The organism is Corallococcus aberystwythensis (genome assembly GCF_003612165.1).
GTDB classification, from domain to species: Bacteria; Myxococcota; Myxococcia; order Myxococcales; family Myxococcaceae; genus Corallococcus; species Corallococcus aberystwythensis.
Window position 1 is genome coordinate 1 of record NZ_RAWK01000219.1, and the last position, 17,585, is coordinate 17,585.

Consider the following 17,585-nt stretch of genomic DNA (forward strand, 5'->3'; position numbering starts at 1 on the left):
CGCCCCTCCCAACCCGGAGGGGATGACGGGGGCTGAACTTTTTCCCCGCTTCCCATCCCGGGCAGGGCCGCGTTGCTTGGCCTTCCAAGGAGATGGACCGCTGGCACGGCCCCTGCTTACATTCGCGCCGAGTGGGGGAGTCGGGGCGTCGGGCTGGAGGTGGAAGATGAACGGCGGACACGAACAAGGGCAGGACAACAACATCCGGCACTGGGATCCAGTGTGCGGCAGGCACCTGGAGGCCCCGGAGGGCCATCCCTCGTCGGAGTACAAGAAGCGCCGGTACTTCTTCTGTTCGGAGGGCTGCCGCACCGCCTTCGAGCGTCAGGCGGAGCGCTTCCGCTTCAACGAACTGGCGCGGGCCGGCGCGCTGATGTCGCCGGGCCGGGTGCGCTGGGGGCTCGCGTAGCTCGGGCCCCGGGACGTACGTCAGGCGGCCTGCCGCACGTCCTTGAGGCGCAGGGACAGCTTGCGCTGGCCCCGGAAGGTGTCGAAGCCGGCCTGGAAGGCCAGGTCCACCGGCCCCTCCACCAGCGACACGCGGTCCGCCATGCCAAAGCCGATGGCGTCCAGCTCCGGCGCGTCCACGAGCGCCAGCTTGAGGTGCCCCGCGCCAGGCACCCCGGACTTCGCGGGCAGCACGCGCGGCCGGGCCTGCTGGCCGCGCAGCACCAGCACCGGCTCCGGGTTGCCCTGACCAAAGGGCCCCAGCTTCTGCAGTGACTCCACCGCGGTCGCGTCCAGGTCGCGGGGGTTCACCACCGCGTCCACGCGGCAGCGCGGAATCAGGTCCTCGGGCGTCAGGCGCTGGAGGGCAATCTTCGCGAAGGCTTCACGGAAGGCGGGCAGCTCCTTCGCGTCGATGGTGAGGCCGGCGGCGTGCTTGTGCCCGCCGTAGCGCATGAGCAGGTCCGAGCAGCCGGTGAGCGCGTCGTACAGGTGGAACGCCTCGATGCTGCGCGCCGAGCCCTTCCCCACCCCGTCCTTCACGCCCACCATCACCGTGGGCCGGTGGTAGCGCTCCACCACGCGCGACGCCACGATGCCGATGACGCCCGGGTGCCAGCCCTCGTCGAAGAGGACCAGCCCGCGCGAGCCCTTGTGCTCCTCCGCCTGAGCCAGCGCCTGCGTGAGGATGCTGCTCTCAATGCCCTGCCGCTCCGCGTTCGCGCGGTCCAACACCTGCGCCAGCGAGCGCGCCGTCTCCACGGAGTCCGCGCACAACAGCTGCAAGCCCAGCGACGCGTCATGCAGGCGGCCCGCGGCGTTGATGCGGGGCCCCAGGCGGAAGCCCACCTGACCCGCGGTGACGGCGGCGTCCGGCTCCATGCCGGCCACCTCCTTCAGCGCGCGGATGCCGGGGCGGCGGCCCTGGGACAGCTCCTGGAGGCCGTGCGCCACGAGGATGCGGTTGGCGCCGGTGAGCGGCACCACGTCCGCCACGGTGGCCAGCGCCACCAGGTCCATCAGCGCCTTGAGGTTGGGCTCCTTGCGCGTGGCGAAGAAGCCGTCGTCGCGCAGCCGCTTGCGCAGGCCCATGCACAGGTTGAAGGCCACGCCCGCGGCGCACAGCACCTTCGTGGGGTACTCGCAGCCGGGCTGGTGCGGGTTGAGCACCGCGGTGGCGGGCGGCAGCGTGGGTGGCACCGTGTGGTGGTCCACCACCACGACCTCCAGGCCCAGCTCCTTCGCGCGGGCAATCTCCGCCACGGAGGTGATGCCGCAGTCCAGCGTCACCAGGAGGCGCGTGCCGTCCTGCGCGATGCGCTCCACCGCGCCCAGGTTGAGCCCGTAGCCCTCGTCCAGCCGGTGCGGGATGTACGTGGCGGGCGTGGCGCCCAGCTCCTTGAGGAACAGGTACATGAGCGACGTGGAGGACACGCCGTCCACGTCGTAGTCCCCGTAGAGCGTCACCTTCTCCTTGAGCCGCACCGCGCGCAGCACGCGCTCCACCGCGGCGCCCATGCCCTTCATCCGGAACGGGTCCGGCAGGTCCGCCAACCGGTCCGACAGGAAGGCCGACGCCGCCTCCGGCGTGCGGTAGCCCCGGTGGAGCAACACCCTCGCCGCCAACGGGTGCAGCGACAGCTCACCCGCAAGCGAACCGACCTCCTGCTCGACGACATCTGGAAGCAACCACCGCATGGAGGAGGACAGTACCTCAGACGTCCGACCAAGGCAGTCCAACCCGTCCACTCACACCACCCTCCTGTACGCGTGTTCAGCCGTGCGCTCGGCTGCCTCCCTGCTGCCAACCTGCACGGCGGGTACGCGGTGGTCAGCTTGAGTGCACACCCGTGGACGGGGAGGTCCGCATGCTTCGCAACTTTCTCCAGGGCGGTGCCCTGATGGCCGTCGTGTTGTGCGCGGGGCCCGCGCTCGCGCAGAAGAAGCAGGGAGACGTGAACGTCTTCCTGCGCGGCGGTATCGGTGACTACACGGGCGACCTGGGCGACCTGTCCAGCACCGGTCCGCTGTGGGGCCTGACGCTCAACCTCCAGCCCACTACCTTCCTCGGCTTCGAGGTCGGCTACGAGGGCTCGCAGAACAAGGTCGCCGACACGCGCCTCTTCGACGCGCCCTCGCTCGTGCGCAACGGAGGCAGCGCGCTCGTGAAGGTGTCGCCGCCCTTCCTCACCGCGGTGCGCCCCTTCGCGGGCGTGGGCCTGGGCCTGTCCTACGTGGACGTGCGCGGCGCGGGCGCGGGGCTCTACGACAGTGACTTGATGGAGGAGATACCGCTCGCGGTGGGCCTGGAGTTCAACACCGGCGGGCTGACGGCCGGCGTGCGCGGCACGTACCGCGTCCTCATCGACCAGGACTTCGCGACCGCCACCAGCACGGACGATGCGGGCGGTGGCCTCATGGACGCGTCGCTCACGCTGGGCGCGCGCTTCTAGGCGGACAAAAGCGAAGGGCCCACGCTCCCACGAATGGGAGGAGGGCCCTCGTTGCTTCAAGGCACCAGACGGCTAAGCCGTCTTCGGCTCCTGCTTCGCGCCGCCGGAGTGCCCCTCGCGGGAGTGCGAGCGCTCCTCCAGCCAGATGACCACCGGGCTGGCGATGTACACGGACGAGTACGTGCCCACGAGGATGCCCACCAGCATCGCCATGGCGAAGTCGAAGATCTCGCCCACGCCGAAGATGAGCAGACCGATGAGCGACAGCGCCGTCACGCCGGAGGTCAGGATGGTGCGGCCCAGCGTGTCGTTGACGGCGATGTTGATGATCTCCGCCAGCGGCTTGCCCTTGTACTTCACCATGTCCTCACGGATGCGGTCGTAGATGACGATGGTGTCGTTCACCGAGTAGCCCACGATGGTGAGCAGCGCGGCGATGGACGTGAGGTTGAACTCGCGCCGGCTCACCAGGTAGTAGCCCGCCACCATGATGACGTCGTGCACCATGGCGAGCAGCGCGCCGGGGCCGAACTTGAAGTCGAAGCGGAACGCCACGTAGATGAGGATGGCGATCATGGAATACACCAGCGCCATGATGCCGCGGTTGCGCAGCTGCTTGCCCACCTGCGGGCCCACGTAGTCCACGCGGCGCTGCTCGAAGTTGGGCTTGTCCAGGCCCGCGCTCAGCGCGCCGAACACCTTGTCCGCCATGCCGCTCGCGACGACCTGGTAGTCGTAGCCGGTGCCGCCCTGGTTCGCGCCCAGGTCACGCACCTCCTGCACGCCGATGCCCGCGCCCTCGACGGCCTTCTTCACGGCCTCCGCGGACAGGGGCTGCATGGAGCGGAAGTTCACGATGCCGTTCGCCATGTCAGCGTAGACGTTGCGCGTCTCGCCCAGGCCCTGGATGGCCGTCTTCGCGCGCTCGGCGTTCTCCTCGGTGAGCTGCGTGACGCCGCCCATGCGCAGGAGGAAGGAGTTCTCCTCGGCCGCGCCCACGCCCTGGACGCTGACGTCGTGAAGGCCACCAGCCTGGGCCTTCTCACGCACCTGCTCCGCGGTGGTGGGCGTGTTGTACTTCAGCTCCACCACCGTGCCGCCGGCGAAGTCCACGCCGAAGTTGAACCCCACCGCGGCGATGCCGACGATGATGGCCAGGTTGATGAGCGTGGAGATGAAGAGCGCCGGCTTGCGCTTGCTGATGAAGTCGATGTTCGTCTTGTGCTTGAGAATCTGCATGGCGGATTTCCCGGGTCGGCTGGGGGCCGGTTAGACGGACACCGACTGCGCGTTGCGGCCGTGGACGAAGTAGGTCGTGATGACGCGGGTCACGACGATGGACGTGAACAGCGACGCCAGCAGGCCCACGATGAGCGTGGTGGCGAAGCCGCGGACCGGGCCCGTTCCCGTGAAGAACAGGATGAAGCCCGCGATGAGCGTCGTCACGTGCGCGTCGAAGATGGTCCAGAAGGCGCGGTCGTAGCCCTGGTCCACCGCCGCGCGCGCGGACTTGCCGTGGGACAGCTCCTCGCGGATGCGCTCGTTGATGAGCACGTTCGCGTCCACCGCGATGCCCAGCGTGAGCACGAAGCCCGCGATGCCCGGCAGCGTCAGCGTGGCGTTGAAGAACGCAAGGCCGGCCAGGATGAGCAGGCCGTTGAGCAGGAGCGCCACGTCCGCGATGAGGCCGGACTTGCGGTAGTAGACCGCCATGAAGACGATGACGAGCGCCAGGCCCACCAGCGCGGCCAGGCTGCCCTTCTTGATGAGCTCGTCGCCCAGCGTCGCGCCCACCTGACGGATTTCGCCCACCGTCACCGGCGCGGGCAGCGCACCGGCCTTGAGCACCAGCGCCAGCGTCTGCGCCTCGCCCAGCCACTCCTCGAAGCTGCGCCCGCTGGCGCGGCCCATGGTGATGCGCGCGCGGCCGCCGCCAATCTTCTCGTTGATGCGCGGGGCGGTGTGCACGTTGTCGTCCAGCACGATGGCCATCCGGCGGCCCACGGCGGCCTCGGTGAGCTTCTCGAACTCACGCGAACCGGCCGGGTCGAACGCGATGTTCACCTCCGGCTCGTTCATCTGGCTGACGGACGCGTCCGCGCCCGCCAGGCTCTCACCCGTGAGCGGAACGTTCTTGTCCAGCAGGTAGCTGCGGTACGCGATGCAGTCGTTCTTCTTCACCGGGCTCGGCACGCACTCGGTGACGACGTCGCGGCCTTCCGGCGCCTTGTCCTTCGCGTACGCGAGCAGCGCCTCGCGGTTGGGCGAGGACAGCTGCGGGAAGCCCTCGTCCTCCACCAGGGTGATGTTGCTCTCCGCCGGGGGCGGGTTCTGCTGGAACATCTGCGCGAACACCTGGGGGTTGGTGTCGTCCACCATCCGGAACTCCAGCTGCGCGGTGGTGCCCACCAGCTCCTTGGCCTGCTCCGGGTTGCTGCGGCCGGGCAGCGAGATCTGGATGGAGTCCGTGCCCAGCTTGCGCACGTCCACTTCCGCCACGCCCCACTTGTCGATGCGGCGGCGGATGACGAGCATGGCCTGGTCCACGGCCTCGTCACGGAAGCGGTTCACCTGGCCCTCGTCCGGCTTGAGCACCAGCGTGCCGCCGTTGCGCGACTCCAGGGAGAAGTCCGTGAAGGTGGCCAGGACCTCCTTCTGGATGGCGTCCATGGTCGCCGGGTCCTTCGCGGTCAGCGTCAGCTGCAGCCGCTCCGGATCCGTGTCCGCCGTCACCTCGCCCAGCTTCTTGTCGTTGACGTAGGTGGCGATCTGCGTCCCGCGGCGCTCGGTGCGCTTCTGCAGGGCCGTCTTGGTGTCCACCCGCATCACCATGTGGATGCCGCCCTGCAGGTCCAGCCCCAGGTTGAGGCGGTACTTCGCGGGGGGCGCCCACGCGGGCAGCCGCTGCTCCAGCACGGCGATGTTGTTGCGCTCGGCGCGGTCCAACACCACCAGCGAGTAGTACGTCGGGACGAGGAACCACAGCGTTCCCAGCGTCACCGCGACAATCATTCCGAACTTCCACCACCAGCCGCGGTCCATTACTTCTCCTCCTTCTTCTCAGCGGGGGCAGCCGCCGGGGCGCCCGCCACTGGAACGGTACCCTTCGCACTGACAGCCGTCTTGAGCACGCGCACGCGCACCCCGCTGGCGATTTCCAGCGTCACCGTGGAGTCGTCCACCTGGTGGATGCGTCCGAGGATGCCGCCAGACGTCACGACGTCATCGCCCTTCTTCAGCCCCGCGAGCAGGTTGCGGTGCTCCTTGAGCTGCTTCTGCTGGGGGCGGATCATCACGAAGTACATGATGGCCACCAGCACTGCGAGGAAGCCGAAGGTCCCCAGGGGGGAACCGGCCCCGGCCTGCGCGAGAATCAGGAAACTGTCAGCCACGTACTGCCTCGTCTGAAAGGGAGGACTCGGAAACGCGGCCCCGACCCGGCGTACGGGTGGGGGCAAAACATCCGAAAGGGTGGCCTCTTAGCAAGGGCGCCCCATGTGAGCAAGTGAACGCCGGAAGCGCGGTAATCCCGTTGCCCGCTCACCGGCCGCCTTTGCGTTCGGCCTCCTGCGCCACGGCCTTCTGCCGGAAGTCCCGGGCGAACGCGGCGAAGCGGTCCTCGGAGATGGCGCGGCGCACCTGGGCCATCAGGTCCAGGAAGTAGTGCAGGTTGTGCAGCGTGTTGAGCCGCATCGCCAGGATTTCCCCTGCGGCGAAGAGGTGCCGCAGGTAGGAGCGGCTGAACGTGCGGCAGGTATAGCAGGAGCACGCCGGGTCCACCGGGCGGGGGTCCCTGGCGTAGGCCGCGTTGCGGATGACCAGCTTGCCCTCCGAGGTGAAGAGCAGGCCGTTGCGCGCGCACCGGGTGGGCAGCACGCAGTCGAACATGTCCACGCCCTGCTCCACGCACGTCACCAGGTCCAGCGGGGTGCCCACGCCCATGAGGTAGCGAGGCTTGTCCCGGGGCAGGAGCGGCGCCGAGTACGCCACACCCGCGTGCATCGCCTCCGGGGCCTCGCCCACGGAGTAGCCGCCCAGCGCGTAGCCGGGCAGGTCCACCGCGCAGATCTCCTCCGCGTGGCGCTTGCGCAGGTCCTCGTGGAGGCCGCCCTGCACGATGCCGAAGAGCGACGAGCGCTCGCGGCTCCACGCCTTCACGCACCGGTGCAGCCAGCGCGTGGTGCGGGCCAGGGACTTCTCCAGGTAGGCCCGGTCCTCGGTGGACGGGGGGCATTCATCGAACGCCATGATGACGTCCGCGCCCAGCGTCTCCTGGATTTCAATGGAGCGCTCCGGCGACAGCGAGTGCCGCGACCCGTCCAGGTGCGACTGGAACGCGGCGCCCTCCTCGGTGATCTTCCGCTTCTCCGACAGGCTGAACACCTGGAAGCCACCGCTGTCGGTGAGCATGGGCCGGTCCCAGGAGATGAAGCGGTGCAGGCCGCCCATCTCCCCGATGAGCGGCTCTCCGGGGCGGAGCATCAGGTGGTAGGTGTTGCCCAGGATGATCTGCGCATCCAGGGTCTTCAGGTCGTCCGGACCCACGCCCTTGACGCTGCCCACGGTGCCCACGGGCATGAAGATGGGCGTCTCGATGGGGCCATGCGGCGTGTGCAGCCGGCCGCGGCGCGCCTTGGTGCCGCTGGTGTCCTCGTGCAACAGCTCGAAGCGCACCAGCCCCGGGGGCACGCGGGTATCGCCCTTCTCCTTGCGCTGCTCGTCGACCACGGCACTCACTCCTTCACCAACATGGCATCGCCGTAACTGAAGAACCGGTAGCCCGCGCGCACGGCCTCCTGGTACGCGGCGAGCGTGCGCTCGCGGCCCAGGAGCGCGCTCACCAGCATCACCAGCGTGGAGCGCGGCAGGTGGAAGTTCGTGAGGAGCACGTCCACCTGGCGGAAGACATAGCCGGGCCGGATGAACATCGCCGTCTCGCCGGGACCGCTCTTGAGCTTGCCCGTGTCCGGGTCGGTGGCGGACTCCAGCGTGCGCACCACGGTAGTGCCCACGGCGACCACGCGGCGCCCTTCGGCCTTCGCGGCGTTCACGGCGGCGGCGGTGGCCTCTGGCACGGTGAAGCGCTCCGGGTGCATGTGGTGCTTGTCCAGCACCTCCTCACGCACGGGGAGGAAGGTGCCGGGCCCCACGTCGAGCGTCACCTCCGCGCGCTGCACGCCCTTCGCCGCGAGCTTCGCGAAGACCTCGGGCGTGAAGTGCAGACCCGCGGTGGGAGCAGCCACGGCGCCAGAGGCCCGGGCGTACACGGTCTGGTAGCGCTCGGCGTCAGCGGCCTCGGGCTCCCGGGTGATGTACGGAGGCAGTGGCAGGCGGCCCGCCGCGTCCAGGAGGCTGGCGAGCGAGGCGCCCGGCGCCGCGTGGAAGCGCACCCGGTACTCCCCTCCCCCCAGGGCCTCCAGGATTTCGGCGGACAGGCCCCCCGCGAAGGTGACGGACTGGCCGGGCTTGAGCCCCTTGGACGCCTGCCCCAGGCAGACCCACTCCAGGGACTCGGGCGCGCCACCCAGCGCCGCGGAGGTGAGCGTGGCCGTCGCGGCGGGCCGGACGACCAGCAGCTCCACGCGGCCGCCGGTGCCGCTCTTCTGGCCCAGCAGGCGCGCGGGGATGACGCGCGCGTCGTTGAGGACGAGCAGGTCGCCCTCGCGCAGCAGGTCCACGAGGCCGGTGAAGTGCTGGTGGCTCCAGGCGCCGGTGGCGCGGCTGACGACCATCAGGCGCGACGCGTCCCGGTGGGCCAGCGGAGCCTGGGCGATCTGCGCCTCGGGGAGCTCGAAATCGTAGTCGGAGAGGAGGGACGACACGGGGTTGGCGCTTGTAGCAGCCCCCGCGCCCTCACGGAACCGGCGAGGGCGTCAGTAGAGCTGCTGGAACTCGGCGCCAGGGTAGTAGTGGGAAAGGATTTCCCGGTACGCCTTGCCCTGGTCGGCGAAGGCCTTGGCGCCCCACTGGCACAGTCCTGCCCCATGGCCGAAGCCACGCCCGGTGAACACGTAGTTCTTGCCGGAGGCTTCCACGTCGAAGTCCAGGCTCTTGAGGCGCGTGTAGCCCAGCTTGCGGCGGAACTGCACGCCGTCCACCACGGTGCCATCCGCCAGCGCCACGCGGGTCACCCGGTGCGTGGCCGTGCGGCCGGTGACGCGCATGCCGTCCGGCGGGGACTTCAGCGCCTTGCGCAGCTCCGCCTCGGAAAGGGTCGCGGTCCAGCGGCTGGCGGGCAGCTTGCCGCAGGGGCAGCCGACGGGCTGCAGGTACGGCAGGTTCCGCTGGAGGGCGTCCTGACCGGACTCGGTGTGCCCGCCGCAAGAGGCGTGGAAGTACGCCTCGATGGGGGCCAGGTCGTACGTGAGCACCTCGCCCCGCGTGGCCTCCACGGCGGCGCGAGTCTTGGCGTCCTCGCGGTTCACGCCGCCATACACCTGGTGGAGCACGCTGCTGCCCATGTGGAAGGCGGCTCCGTACGCGTCGAGCTTCTTCTGCAGCGCGTACGTCCGCGCGGCCACGGCCTGGGCCTTGAGGGCCTCCAGGGGGAAGGACACGGGCATCTCGCTGCCGAGCACCGCCGCGAGGTAGTCCTCCAGGGGGATGACGTTGATGAGCTGGAGGCTGTTCTTGAAGAGCCGCACGACGACGTCACCGCGCACCTGCGCGCTGCCTGCCTTGAGGGGCTCGTTGCCGGGGCCGCCCGCGTCGGTGGCCTCCATGCCGCCGCGAAAGCGGATGGCCTCTCCGATGACCGGCGCTCCGTTGACCTCCAGCTTGCCGTTGCGGCGGCGTACGGTGGCCTGTCCCGCGCTGATGGCGACGAAGGTGCCGTCCTCGGCATCGGGTCCGAAGCCCAGGCCCCGGCCGCTCACGCGGACCTCGTCGCCGGGGTCATCCATGGCAATGCGCATCGTCTCCACGGCGAACGCCCGCGACGACGCGAGCAGGAGCAGCAGCAGTGCCACACGTTGCAACATGGTCGAACAGTGTAGGGGCGGAGCGATCCGCCTCAAGAAATCGGCCAGGCGCCAGGGCATGCCCACGGTAGGAGCCCGCGAAAACCCCAGGCGGATGCCGCAGAATGGAGCCCAGTGACCGCCTCCGTCCCCGATGCCGCCCGCCTGTCCCCCGAGGCCCTCGTCGCGGCCCTGCGCGAGCTGGAGCCCCGCACGGCCGCCGTGTTGATCCGCCGGCTCGTGGAGCGCCGCCCGCTGACGGAGTGCGCGGCCTGGTACGGAAACTCGAGAGACGCCTTCTCCGTGCTCCTCCTCCGTTCCGCGCTGGCCCTGGCCCATCAGCTGGGGCTGTCCGTGAGGCCCCCGGAAAGTCCCGAGGAAGCCACCGCCTGGGAGCGCATGCTGGCCGTGGCCGTGGAGAAGGACACCGCGCCCGTGCCGGTGCCACTCGCCCCCATCGCCTGGCTGTGCCGGCGGATGCATGAGCTGGGGCCGGACGTGGAAGCCGCGCTGGCCCGGGCCGCGGCAGCTGACGCGGAAAGCCCCGGAAGGGCGCGGGAGGAATGGCTGCGGAGGCTGGCCGTGGCCGCGCTCCTGGCCCTCACGGCGTGGCTCTACTGGAGCCGTCCGCCAGAACCCGAGCCCCGCCCAGAACGCCGCATGCGCTCCCCCGAGCGCCGCTGACTGGACGCGGCCATGAACGGGCGCGTATGGGTAGGACCATGCGAGCGACCCGGTCATGGCTGGCCCTCCTCACGGCGGCAATCGCGCTGGCGGGCTGCGCGAAGCACGTGGACACCCGGGTGGCCGGGAGCGACGACGCGGCCCTCGACGGCATCGAGGCGCGCCTCGACGAACTCCGGGCCCGCGAGCAGGGAGACGACCTGACGTGCGCGCAGCGATGCGACGTCTCCGCGAAGACGTGCGCCACGGCGGAAGAGCTCTGCGGCCTCGTGGAGCAGCAGTCGGACCGGGATGACCTCCCGCCGCGCTGCGCCAGGGCCCGTGAGCAATGCGCGGGCGCGGGCGACGGCTGCACGCGGTGTCAGACGCCCTGAAGAACCGGGTCATGCGTCGGCTCTGACTCCGTGTCTATGATGGCCGGAGTAAGGAGCCTCCCCATGACCACCCGTCTCTCGTTGATGCTCGCTGCCTCGTCGCTCGTGCTGGCGACCCCTGCCCTCGCGGAGGAGGAAGGCCTCACGCCGGAGAAGGTGGCGGCCATCCAGCGCGATGAGGCCGCGGCCCAGGCGAAGGTGAACACCGAGTACGGCAACCGGAAGCCGTCTGAGATGAGCAACGCGGAGCGCGGCCAGTCCATCCGCGACCAGCAGACGGAAGCCGCCAAGGTCATGGAGAAGCACGGCGTCTCCGCGAAGGAGTACGCCACCTATACGGCCCGGATGAAGCCCGACGACACCCAGCGCGTCGCCAACGAGGCCAAGCGGCTCGACGACAAGGCCAAGGCGGAGAAGGAAGCCGAGGCGAAGAAGCGCAAGGGCGACGGAGAGGTCCACATCCAGCAGGGCTTCAGCGACTCGGACCCCGTGGAGATGGAGTCCGAGGAGGGCGCGGAGCCCGTCGTCGACGTCGACAGCAACCTGGAGAGCGCCCCGGTCGTGGAGACGGGCGGCGACACCGCCGGCCCGCCAACGAAGTCCATCAGCCGGAAGGCCTCCAAGTCGGGCTCACGTCGCGGCAGGTAGCACCGTCGCGACGCCTGGGACACCCGGAGTCTTCAGCGGACCCGGGGGCCCGGCTCTCGCGACCGCGCCTGCCACACCTCGTCGTACGGGCAGGAGCAGTCCGTCTCCTCCGGCTCCGGGTACGCGTAGGTCTGGCCCTTGTAGTTGCGGAACAGGGTCTCCCGCTCTCCCCGCTCGATGACGTAGTCGGGCTGGAGGGTGACCTTCCCTCCCCCACCCGGCAGGTCCACCGCGAGGTGCGGCACCGCGAGCCCGCTGGTGTGCCCGCGAAGCTGCTGGAGGATCTCCAGCCCCTTGGCGATGGGCGTGCGCAGGTGTTCGCACCCTTCCGCGACGTCCATCTGGTGCAGGTAGTACGGGCGCACGCGGCTGCGCAGGAGCACATGCGACAGCTCCTTGATGATGCGCGCATCCGAGTTGAGCTGCCGCATCAGCACGGCCTGGTTCTCCACCGGCACGCCATGGTCCACCAGCCGCTCGCACGCCTCACGGGCCTCGGGCGTCACTTCCTTCGGGTGGTTGAAGTGGGTGATGACGTAGACGGGCGCGTAGCGGCGCAGCAGGCGCGCCAGCGAGTCGGTGACACGCATGGGCAGCACCACCGGCACGCGCGTCCCGATGCGGATCATCTCCACGTGAGGAATCTCGCTGAGCGGCGCGAGCAGCGACTCCAGCCGCTCCTCGCTCAGGAGGAACGGGTCGCCTCCAGAGATGAGCACGTCGCGCACCTCGGGGTGGTTGCGCACGTAGTCGATGCCACGGCGCATCTGGTCCTTGGTGAGCTCCGCCTCGCCGCCCTTGGTGATGCGCCGCCGCGTGCAGTGGCGGCAGTAGACCGAGCACGTATCGATGGCCAGGAACAGCACCCGGTCCGGATACTTGTGGACGATGCACTCCTCGGGGCGCGTCTTGTCCTCGCCGAGCGGATCCTCCAGCTCCCCCGGCCGCACCCGCGCCTCCGCGCGCACCGGAATGGACTGCATGCGCACCGGACACGACTCGTGCTCCGGGTCGATGAGGGACAGGTAGTACGGGCTGATGCCAATCCGGAACAGCGAGGACGTCTCCTGCACCCCGGCGCGCTCCTCCGGGGTCAGGCGCACGTAGCGCTCCAGCTGCTCCAGGTTGCGCACCGAGTGGCGCTGCTGCCAACGCCAATCCATCCACTCCGCGTCGGTCGCGGAGGGGAACAACCGGGCCCGCCCCTCGGCACTGAGCGAGGGACGGGGCGACGACAGGGGCGCCGTCGCGCCCGCGGAGGAGTCCATCACGCAGCCTTGGGCTGATCCCGCCACCACGCCTGGCCCGACTCCGGCAGCGTGTCGATGGGATCGAAGTACTCGTACTTCCGCTCGAGTGCGTCGGCGTCGTTCGCTTCCACGCTCGTGCGGTAGTTCTTGGTCCAGTAGGAGATGCCGCGCTCGCGGTCGTACTCCGACACCTGGTGGATCCAGCGCTTCCCCACGAACGGCACGTCACAGACGATGCGCGGCGTGGCGAAGCCCGGCATGTAGCCCATGATGTCGTGCTGGAGCTTCTGTGCCTGCGCCACCGACAGCCGCCAATGCTCGCTGTTGGGGATCATGTCGCACATGTAGAAGTAGTACGGCAGGATCTTCGCGTGGTCGAGCAGCGTGAAGCATAGGTCCAACAGCGCCTTGGGGCTGTCGTTCACGCCACGCAAGAGCACGCCCTGGTTGCGCACGTCGCGGAAGCCCATGTCGAGCAGCTTGCGCACCGCCTTGCCCACCAGCGGCGTGAGCTGCTGCGCGTGGTTGACGTGCGTGTGCAGCGCCAGGTCCACACCGCGATCCACGGCCTTCTTCGCCAGCCGGTCCAGCCCCGCCAGGACGCTGTCCTGGAGGAAGTGCTGCGGCAGGGCCATGAGCCCCTTGGACGCCAGGCGGATGTCACGGATGTTCGGGATGTCCATCAGCGCGCTGACGAACGGTTCCAGCGCCTGGATGGGCAGGTTCGCGATGTCGCCGCCGGACACCACCACGTCGCGCACGGTGGGCGTGCGGCGCAGGTAGTCCAGCATCTGCTCGTAGCGCTCCTTCTGCCCGGTCGCGAACTTGTGCTTGGACACCTGCGGGACGTCGTTGCCCACCAGGTCCATGCGCGTGCAGTGGCCGCAGTACTGCGGGCACGTGGGCAGCATCTCCGCCAGCACCTTCGTCGGGTAGCGGTGCGTCAGGCCCTCGACGACCCACATGTCCGCTTCGTGGAGGCTGTCACGGCTGGCGCGCGGGTGGTTGGCCCAGTCCGTGCGGCGGTCGGCGAGCGCCGGCAACATGTACTTGCGGACCGGGTCGTTCCACAGGTCCTCCAGGTTCATGGTGTTGAGCATCTGGGGCGGGACGAGGATGGACATCGTCGCCCGCTCCTTCTGGTCCAACTCCATGCTCACGGCCAGGTCGTCCGGCAGCAGCGCCCCGAGCGTCGCCCGCAGTTCGCGCAGGTTCTTGACGGTGTGCTTGCGCTGCCACACCGAGCTTTCCCACTCGGCCTCGGTGACGTCCTTGTAGCCCGGGATGCGCCGCCAGTCGGGCTCCACGAACTCCTTGCGAAGTGGATACGTGAACGGCTGCTGCGCGGGGCCAGCGTCGGGCTTGCCTCGAGTGGACGTCGTGCTCATGGACACATCACCTCAACGTAAGGAGCGTCTTGGGCGAGGCGTCATAGCCTGCCCTCCGCATCCCTGCTCAACAATCGCCGGGGGCACAAGATGCCCCATGGCGCAGTGCGTCCGTTCAGTTCACCGGGACGTTGATGAGCTTGGCCACACCCTCCGCCTCGATGACCACCACCTGGGGCTTGGTCGCCTTGCCGTTGAGCTTGAAGAAGACCTTGCGCTTGCCCACCGGCAGCGTCAGCGGATTGCCCAGCGGCACGGGGCTCACCCGACCCGTGTTCTTCCCATCCACCCAGATTTGGGCGCCCGCCGGTGACGTGCTGCAGGCGAACTTGCCCATCGCTGCTGCGGCGGGCTTCGGCTTCGGCTCCGGAGGAGGCTTCGGAGTTGGCGCCACGGCCACGGGCGGCGGCTTCGGCTTCGGCTCTGGAGGCGTGGGCTTCGGCTTCGGTTCAGGCGGCGGAGCTTCGGCCACCATGTCCACGGAGACACGCACCTCGGTGTCACCGTTGGACGTGAAGTCGCCGGAGAACGGCTTGTAGCCGGCGCGCTTCGCCGTGAAGGTGTACGTCTTGCCCATCTCCAGGTCGCCGAGCTTCGCCCCGGGCAGCTTGCCCAGGGACTTGCCGTTGACGGTGATCTCCGCGCCCTCCTGTCCTTCAAACAGGGCGGTGAACACCTTCGGCGCTGCGGGCTTCTCCGGGGGAGGCTCCGGCGTCGTGGGCGGCGGCGTATTGTCCACCACCACCGGGGGCGGCGTGGAAGGCTGTTCCTTGGGCTCTGGAGGCTTGGGCTCCTGAGGCTTCGGAGTCGGCGCCTCCACCTTCAGGCTGAGGAGGATGGGGGCCGCGGCCTGTCCGGCGGTGACCTCGATCTGCTGCGTCACGGGCTGATAGCCCGGAGCCGAGGCGGTCACGTTGTGTGGCCCGGCGGAGAGCTCGATAACCTGGTTGGCGTTCACCACCTCCCCGTCCACGAGGACGGTGGCCCCCACGGGCGCGACGAAGTTCACGGAGCCTGTGGACGCGCCACGGACCACGAAGATCACCCCTACGATGAGGAGCAGGGCGACGCCCGCGGCCACGCCGATGATGGCGGGCTTGGGCAGCGGCTTCTTCGGCCCGGCGGGTGCCTTGGCCTTGGCCTCGACCTTGGAGGCCGGGGCCGGCTTCGCCATCTTGGAAGCCTTCTGGGGGATGGTCGCCGGCCCGTCGGCCTCGTCGTCGTAGGGCGGCTCTTCGGCGTCCTGACCCTCGTCCCCGTAGTCCTCCTGGCCGTCGCGGTCGAACTCGTCGCCCTGGTCGTCGTAGGCGCCTTCCGGGTCCTCCTCCTCGGCCGCCTGGGAGCGAAAGCCGTTGTGGCGGGAGCCCACGGGGACGGTGATGTTGCCCGTGGTCTCCTCTTCCTCGGGATCCAGCACCGGTGCTGCCGAGCCACCGCGCGAGCGCGAAGGCGGCGCCGTCGGCGCCGGGCCAATCATGGTCGCGCCCGCGTAGGCCTCGCCCTCTTCATCCCCGATGATGACCTGGGACTTGGGGCCGCTCTTGCCCTTGCCGCGAGGGCCTTCGTCCTGAGCGTAGGGAGAGGCGCTCGTGTGATGCCCGGCCCGGTCGATGGGGTTCTCCGAACGGCCGGTGATGCTGTCGTCCACGACGACGCTACTGTCGGCGATCCGCGTCTCCGGAGCCCGGAACGTGTGGGTAGAGTCGACGATCTGCGTCTTGTCCGCGGCGCCGTCCATCTCCGCCAGTTCTTCAGCGGAAGGAGGCGGGATGTAGCCAGGCGCGGGCTGGGCGGGCGCCGTGGAAGCGCGGCCCACGGGAGAGCCGGAGGCCGAAGGCGCGGGAGACTTCTTCTGCGCCGTCGCACGGGGCGGCGCGGCCGGAGGCGGAACCGTCACTCCCGAATGCTCGATCTGGTCCGGACGCTCGACGGAGGCGTAGCGCTCCATCTTCTCTGCCTCGCGGAGCATGTCCTCGGCGAAGGCCTCCTTCATGAAGCCGGACAGGTGCTTCGACGAGTAGATGGCGTCCCCGGCGAGGAGGAAGCGCATCAGGTCTTCCTGGAGGTCCGACGCCCACTGGTAGCGGTCCTCGGGCTCGCGCGCGAGCGCCTTGAGGACGACCTTCTCCAGGCCCGAGGAGATGTTCGGATTGAACTCGCGCGGCAGCGGGATGTCCGCATTGCGCACCTTCTCCAGCGTGGAGAAGTCCGACTCGCCCACGAAGAGCTTCTCGCCCGTGAGCATCTCGTAGAGCAGCACGCCGACCGCGAAGATGTCGCTGCGCCGGTCGATGGGCATGCCCCGGACCTGCTCCGGGCTCATGTAGCCGAACTTCCCCTTGAGGATGCCGGCCTGCGTCTTCTGCGAACGGTTGGCGGCCTTGGCGATGCCAAAGTCGATGATCTTCACCTCGCCTTCGTACGAGACGAGGATGTTCTGCGGAGACACGTCGCGGTGGATGATGTGCAGGTCCTGGCCGCGCGCGTCCTTCTTGCGGTGGGCGTAGTCCAGGCCCTCACACATCTTGGAGACGATGAACACCGCTTGTGCGGTGGGCATGATCTCCTTGCGGCGACGGTAGCGCTCGAGGAGCGTGCGGACGTCACGGCCCGCCACGTACTCCATGGCGATGAAGTACGCGTCCTCATGCTTCCCGAGCTCGTGGATGTGCACGATGTTGGCGTGGTTCAGCTGAACGCTGATCCGCGCCTCGTCGATGAACATCGTGATGAACTCGTCGTCCTCCGCCATCGTCGGAAGGATCTTCTTGATGGCGAGGATGCGCTCGAAGCCTTCGACGCCAAAAGCCTTCGCGATGAAGACCTCGGCCATTCCGCCGACGTTGACGCGCTCGAGGAGCAGGTACTTCCCAAAGAAGGTCGGCTTCTTCATCTCGCGGGGCTGCCCGGCGCCGGCGAGTACGGACCGCGGCAGGCGGTGCGCAGACCGGGGGGAGCAGAGACTCTAGATCCAGTGGGAACGCGGGTCAAACATCCACGATGAAGCGATTCCCCAAGGAATCCGAGAACTTGGCGTCTTGTTGTCGCAAAAACCGACCCACTCGCCTTCTCATGTAGGCCCAAGCGCGAGCGTCAGGCCGCTTCGAGCGCGCATTCTCGGCGCCCATCAGGCTCAATCGCACCACGGTTCCGGGCACCCTGAGCCCCCAGCGAGCACGCATCAGCGGCTCAAGCCAGGTCCCGCGGCGGGAGAAACAAGCCCGCAAAGACAAAGCCCCTGGCGCCTTGCGGCGACAGGGGCTTTCAAAAAGAATCCGGCAGCGACCTACTCTCCCACGCGGTTTCCCGCGGAGTACCATCGGCTCTGGAGGGCTTAACTTCCGTGTTCGGGATGGGAACGGGTGTGACCCCTCCGACATTG

At 69.0% G+C, this 17,585-nt stretch carries 15 protein-coding genes and 1 rRNA gene; 5 read left to right on the plus strand and 11 right to left on the minus strand.

All coding sequences use genetic code 11. The features are described 5' to 3' along the window. Window positions 1–166: 166 nt before the first annotated feature. On the plus strand, window positions 167–409 hold the full coding sequence (locus D7W81_RS29815) for a YHS domain-containing protein (RefSeq protein WP_120558794.1): 243 nt from the start codon (window positions 167–169) through the stop codon (window positions 407–409). A gap of 20 nt (window positions 410–429) precedes the next feature. Here D7W81_RS29815 and recJ read toward each other — a convergent pair whose 3' ends face one another. Continuing rightward, window positions 430–2,145, minus strand: coding sequence for a single-stranded-DNA-specific exonuclease RecJ (gene recJ / locus D7W81_RS29820; RefSeq protein WP_120558795.1), 1,716 nt, complete (start codon window positions 2,143–2,145; stop codon window positions 430–432). Window positions 2,146–2,315: 170 nt separating this feature from the next. Here recJ and D7W81_RS29825 point away from each other — a divergent pair, with 170 nt between their 5' ends. Continuing rightward, window positions 2,316–2,900, plus strand: a complete 585-nt coding sequence (locus D7W81_RS29825) for an outer membrane beta-barrel protein (RefSeq protein ID WP_120558808.1) — start codon at window positions 2,316–2,318, stop codon at window positions 2,898–2,900. Between the two features lie 72 nt (window positions 2,901–2,972). Here the strand turns inward: D7W81_RS29825 and secF are convergent, their stop codons facing one another. The 6 genes from secF to D7W81_RS29855 form a co-directional block, all read right to left on the minus strand. Next, entirely contained in the window at window positions 2,973–4,139 is a 1,167-nt protein-coding gene (gene secF, locus D7W81_RS29830) for a protein translocase subunit SecF (protein ID WP_120558796.1), read from the minus strand. A 30-nt stretch (window positions 4,140–4,169) separates the two neighbouring features. Beyond that, window positions 4,170–5,942: a protein translocase subunit SecD gene (gene secD / locus D7W81_RS29835; protein ID WP_120558797.1), complete on the minus strand. Its 1,773-nt coding sequence runs from the start codon at window positions 5,940–5,942 to the stop codon at window positions 4,170–4,172. Next, complete coding sequence (gene yajC, locus D7W81_RS29840) at window positions 5,942–6,292, minus strand: preprotein translocase subunit YajC (RefSeq protein WP_120558798.1); 351 nt, start codon at window positions 6,290–6,292, stop codon at window positions 5,942–5,944. The genes secD and yajC overlap by 1 nt, the downstream gene beginning before the upstream one ends. Window positions 6,293–6,440: 148 nt before the next feature. Then, window positions 6,441–7,577, minus strand: a complete 1,137-nt coding sequence (gene tgt / locus D7W81_RS29845; RefSeq protein WP_438503381.1) for a tRNA guanosine(34) transglycosylase Tgt — start codon at window positions 7,575–7,577, stop codon at window positions 6,441–6,443. A gap of 56 nt (window positions 7,578–7,633) precedes the next feature. Then, a complete protein-coding gene (gene queA, locus D7W81_RS29850; RefSeq protein WP_120558800.1) occupies window positions 7,634–8,722 on the minus strand; it encodes a tRNA preQ1(34) S-adenosylmethionine ribosyltransferase-isomerase QueA in 1,089 nt (362 codons plus the stop codon). A 51-nt stretch (window positions 8,723–8,773) separates the two neighbouring features. Continuing rightward, window positions 8,774–9,880, minus strand: a complete 1,107-nt coding sequence (locus D7W81_RS29855) for a SpoIID/LytB domain-containing protein (RefSeq protein WP_120558801.1) — start codon at window positions 9,878–9,880, stop codon at window positions 8,774–8,776. Between the two features lie 114 nt (window positions 9,881–9,994). Between D7W81_RS29855 and D7W81_RS29860 the strand changes: the two genes are divergently transcribed. The 3 genes from D7W81_RS29860 (at window position 9,995) to D7W81_RS29870 (ending at window position 11,565) form a co-directional block, all read left to right on the plus strand. Continuing rightward, window positions 9,995–10,543, plus strand: coding sequence for a hypothetical protein (locus D7W81_RS29860; RefSeq protein ID WP_120558802.1), 549 nt, complete (start codon window positions 9,995–9,997; stop codon window positions 10,541–10,543). 38 nt (window positions 10,544–10,581) lie between these two features. Further along, on the plus strand, window positions 10,582–10,917 hold the full coding sequence (locus D7W81_RS29865; protein WP_244227516.1) for a hypothetical protein: 336 nt from the start codon (window positions 10,582–10,584) through the stop codon (window positions 10,915–10,917). A gap of 63 nt (window positions 10,918–10,980) precedes the next feature. Continuing rightward, window positions 10,981–11,565 carry a hypothetical protein gene (locus D7W81_RS29870; RefSeq protein ID WP_120558804.1) on the plus strand — a complete coding sequence of 195 codons (585 nt, stop codon included), beginning with the start codon at window positions 10,981–10,983 and terminating at the stop codon, window positions 11,563–11,565. Between the two features lie 32 nt (window positions 11,566–11,597). Here D7W81_RS29870 and D7W81_RS29875 read toward each other — a convergent pair whose 3' ends face one another. The 4 genes from D7W81_RS29875 to rrf all read right to left on the minus strand — a co-directional run. Then, window positions 11,598–12,833 carry a KamA family radical SAM protein gene (locus D7W81_RS29875; RefSeq protein WP_120558805.1) on the minus strand — a complete coding sequence of 412 codons (1,236 nt, stop codon included), beginning with the start codon at window positions 12,831–12,833 and terminating at the stop codon, window positions 11,598–11,600. Next, the gene (locus tag D7W81_RS29880; protein WP_120558806.1) at window positions 12,833–14,203 is read right to left on the minus strand and encodes a KamA family radical SAM protein; all 1,371 of its coding nucleotides are present in this window, start codon (window positions 14,201–14,203) and stop codon (window positions 12,833–12,835) included. The genes D7W81_RS29875 and D7W81_RS29880 overlap by 1 nt, the downstream gene beginning before the upstream one ends. Window positions 14,204–14,318: 115 nt before the next feature. Further along, entirely contained in the window at window positions 14,319–17,096 is a 2,778-nt protein-coding gene (locus tag D7W81_RS29885) for a serine/threonine-protein kinase (protein ID WP_120558807.1), read from the minus strand. Between the two features lie 380 nt (window positions 17,097–17,476). Continuing rightward, window positions 17,477–17,585: ribosomal RNA gene (gene rrf, locus D7W81_RS29890) — 5S ribosomal RNA — on the minus strand; the annotation flags it as partial.

What these genes read in the sequence shown, in the direction of transcription:
- D7W81_RS29865 (WP_244227516.1), top strand. Translation starts at nt 10,582, where the DNA reads ATGCGAGCGACCCGGTCATGGCTGGCCCTCCTCACGGCGGCAATCGCG.
- secF (WP_120558796.1), bottom strand. Translation starts at nt 4,139, where the DNA reads ATGCAGATTCTCAAGCACAAGACGAACATCGACTTCATCAGCAAGCGC.
- D7W81_RS29885 (WP_120558807.1), bottom strand. Translation starts at nt 17,096, where the DNA reads ATGAAGAAGCCGACCTTCTTTGGGAAGTACCTGCTCCTCGAGCGCGTC.
- D7W81_RS29855 (WP_120558801.1), bottom strand. Translation starts at nt 9,880, where the DNA reads ATGTTGCAACGTGTGGCACTGCTGCTGCTCCTGCTCGCGTCGTCGCGG.
- D7W81_RS29880 (WP_120558806.1), bottom strand. Translation starts at nt 14,203, where the DNA reads ATGAGCACGACGTCCACTCGAGGCAAGCCCGACGCTGGCCCCGCGCAG.
- secD (WP_120558797.1), bottom strand. Translation starts at nt 5,942, where the DNA reads ATGGACCGCGGCTGGTGGTGGAAGTTCGGAATGATTGTCGCGGTGACG.
- recJ (WP_120558795.1), bottom strand. Translation starts at nt 2,145, where the DNA reads ATGCGGTGGTTGCTTCCAGATGTCGTCGAGCAGGAGGTCGGTTCGCTT.
- D7W81_RS29815 (WP_120558794.1), top strand. Translation starts at nt 167, where the DNA reads ATGAACGGCGGACACGAACAAGGGCAGGACAACAACATCCGGCACTGG.
- D7W81_RS29870 (WP_120558804.1), top strand. Translation starts at nt 10,981, where the DNA reads ATGACCACCCGTCTCTCGTTGATGCTCGCTGCCTCGTCGCTCGTGCTG.
- D7W81_RS29875 (WP_120558805.1), bottom strand. Translation starts at nt 12,833, where the DNA reads ATGGACTCCTCCGCGGGCGCGACGGCGCCCCTGTCGTCGCCCCGTCCC.
- D7W81_RS29825 (WP_120558808.1), top strand. Translation starts at nt 2,316, where the DNA reads ATGCTTCGCAACTTTCTCCAGGGCGGTGCCCTGATGGCCGTCGTGTTG.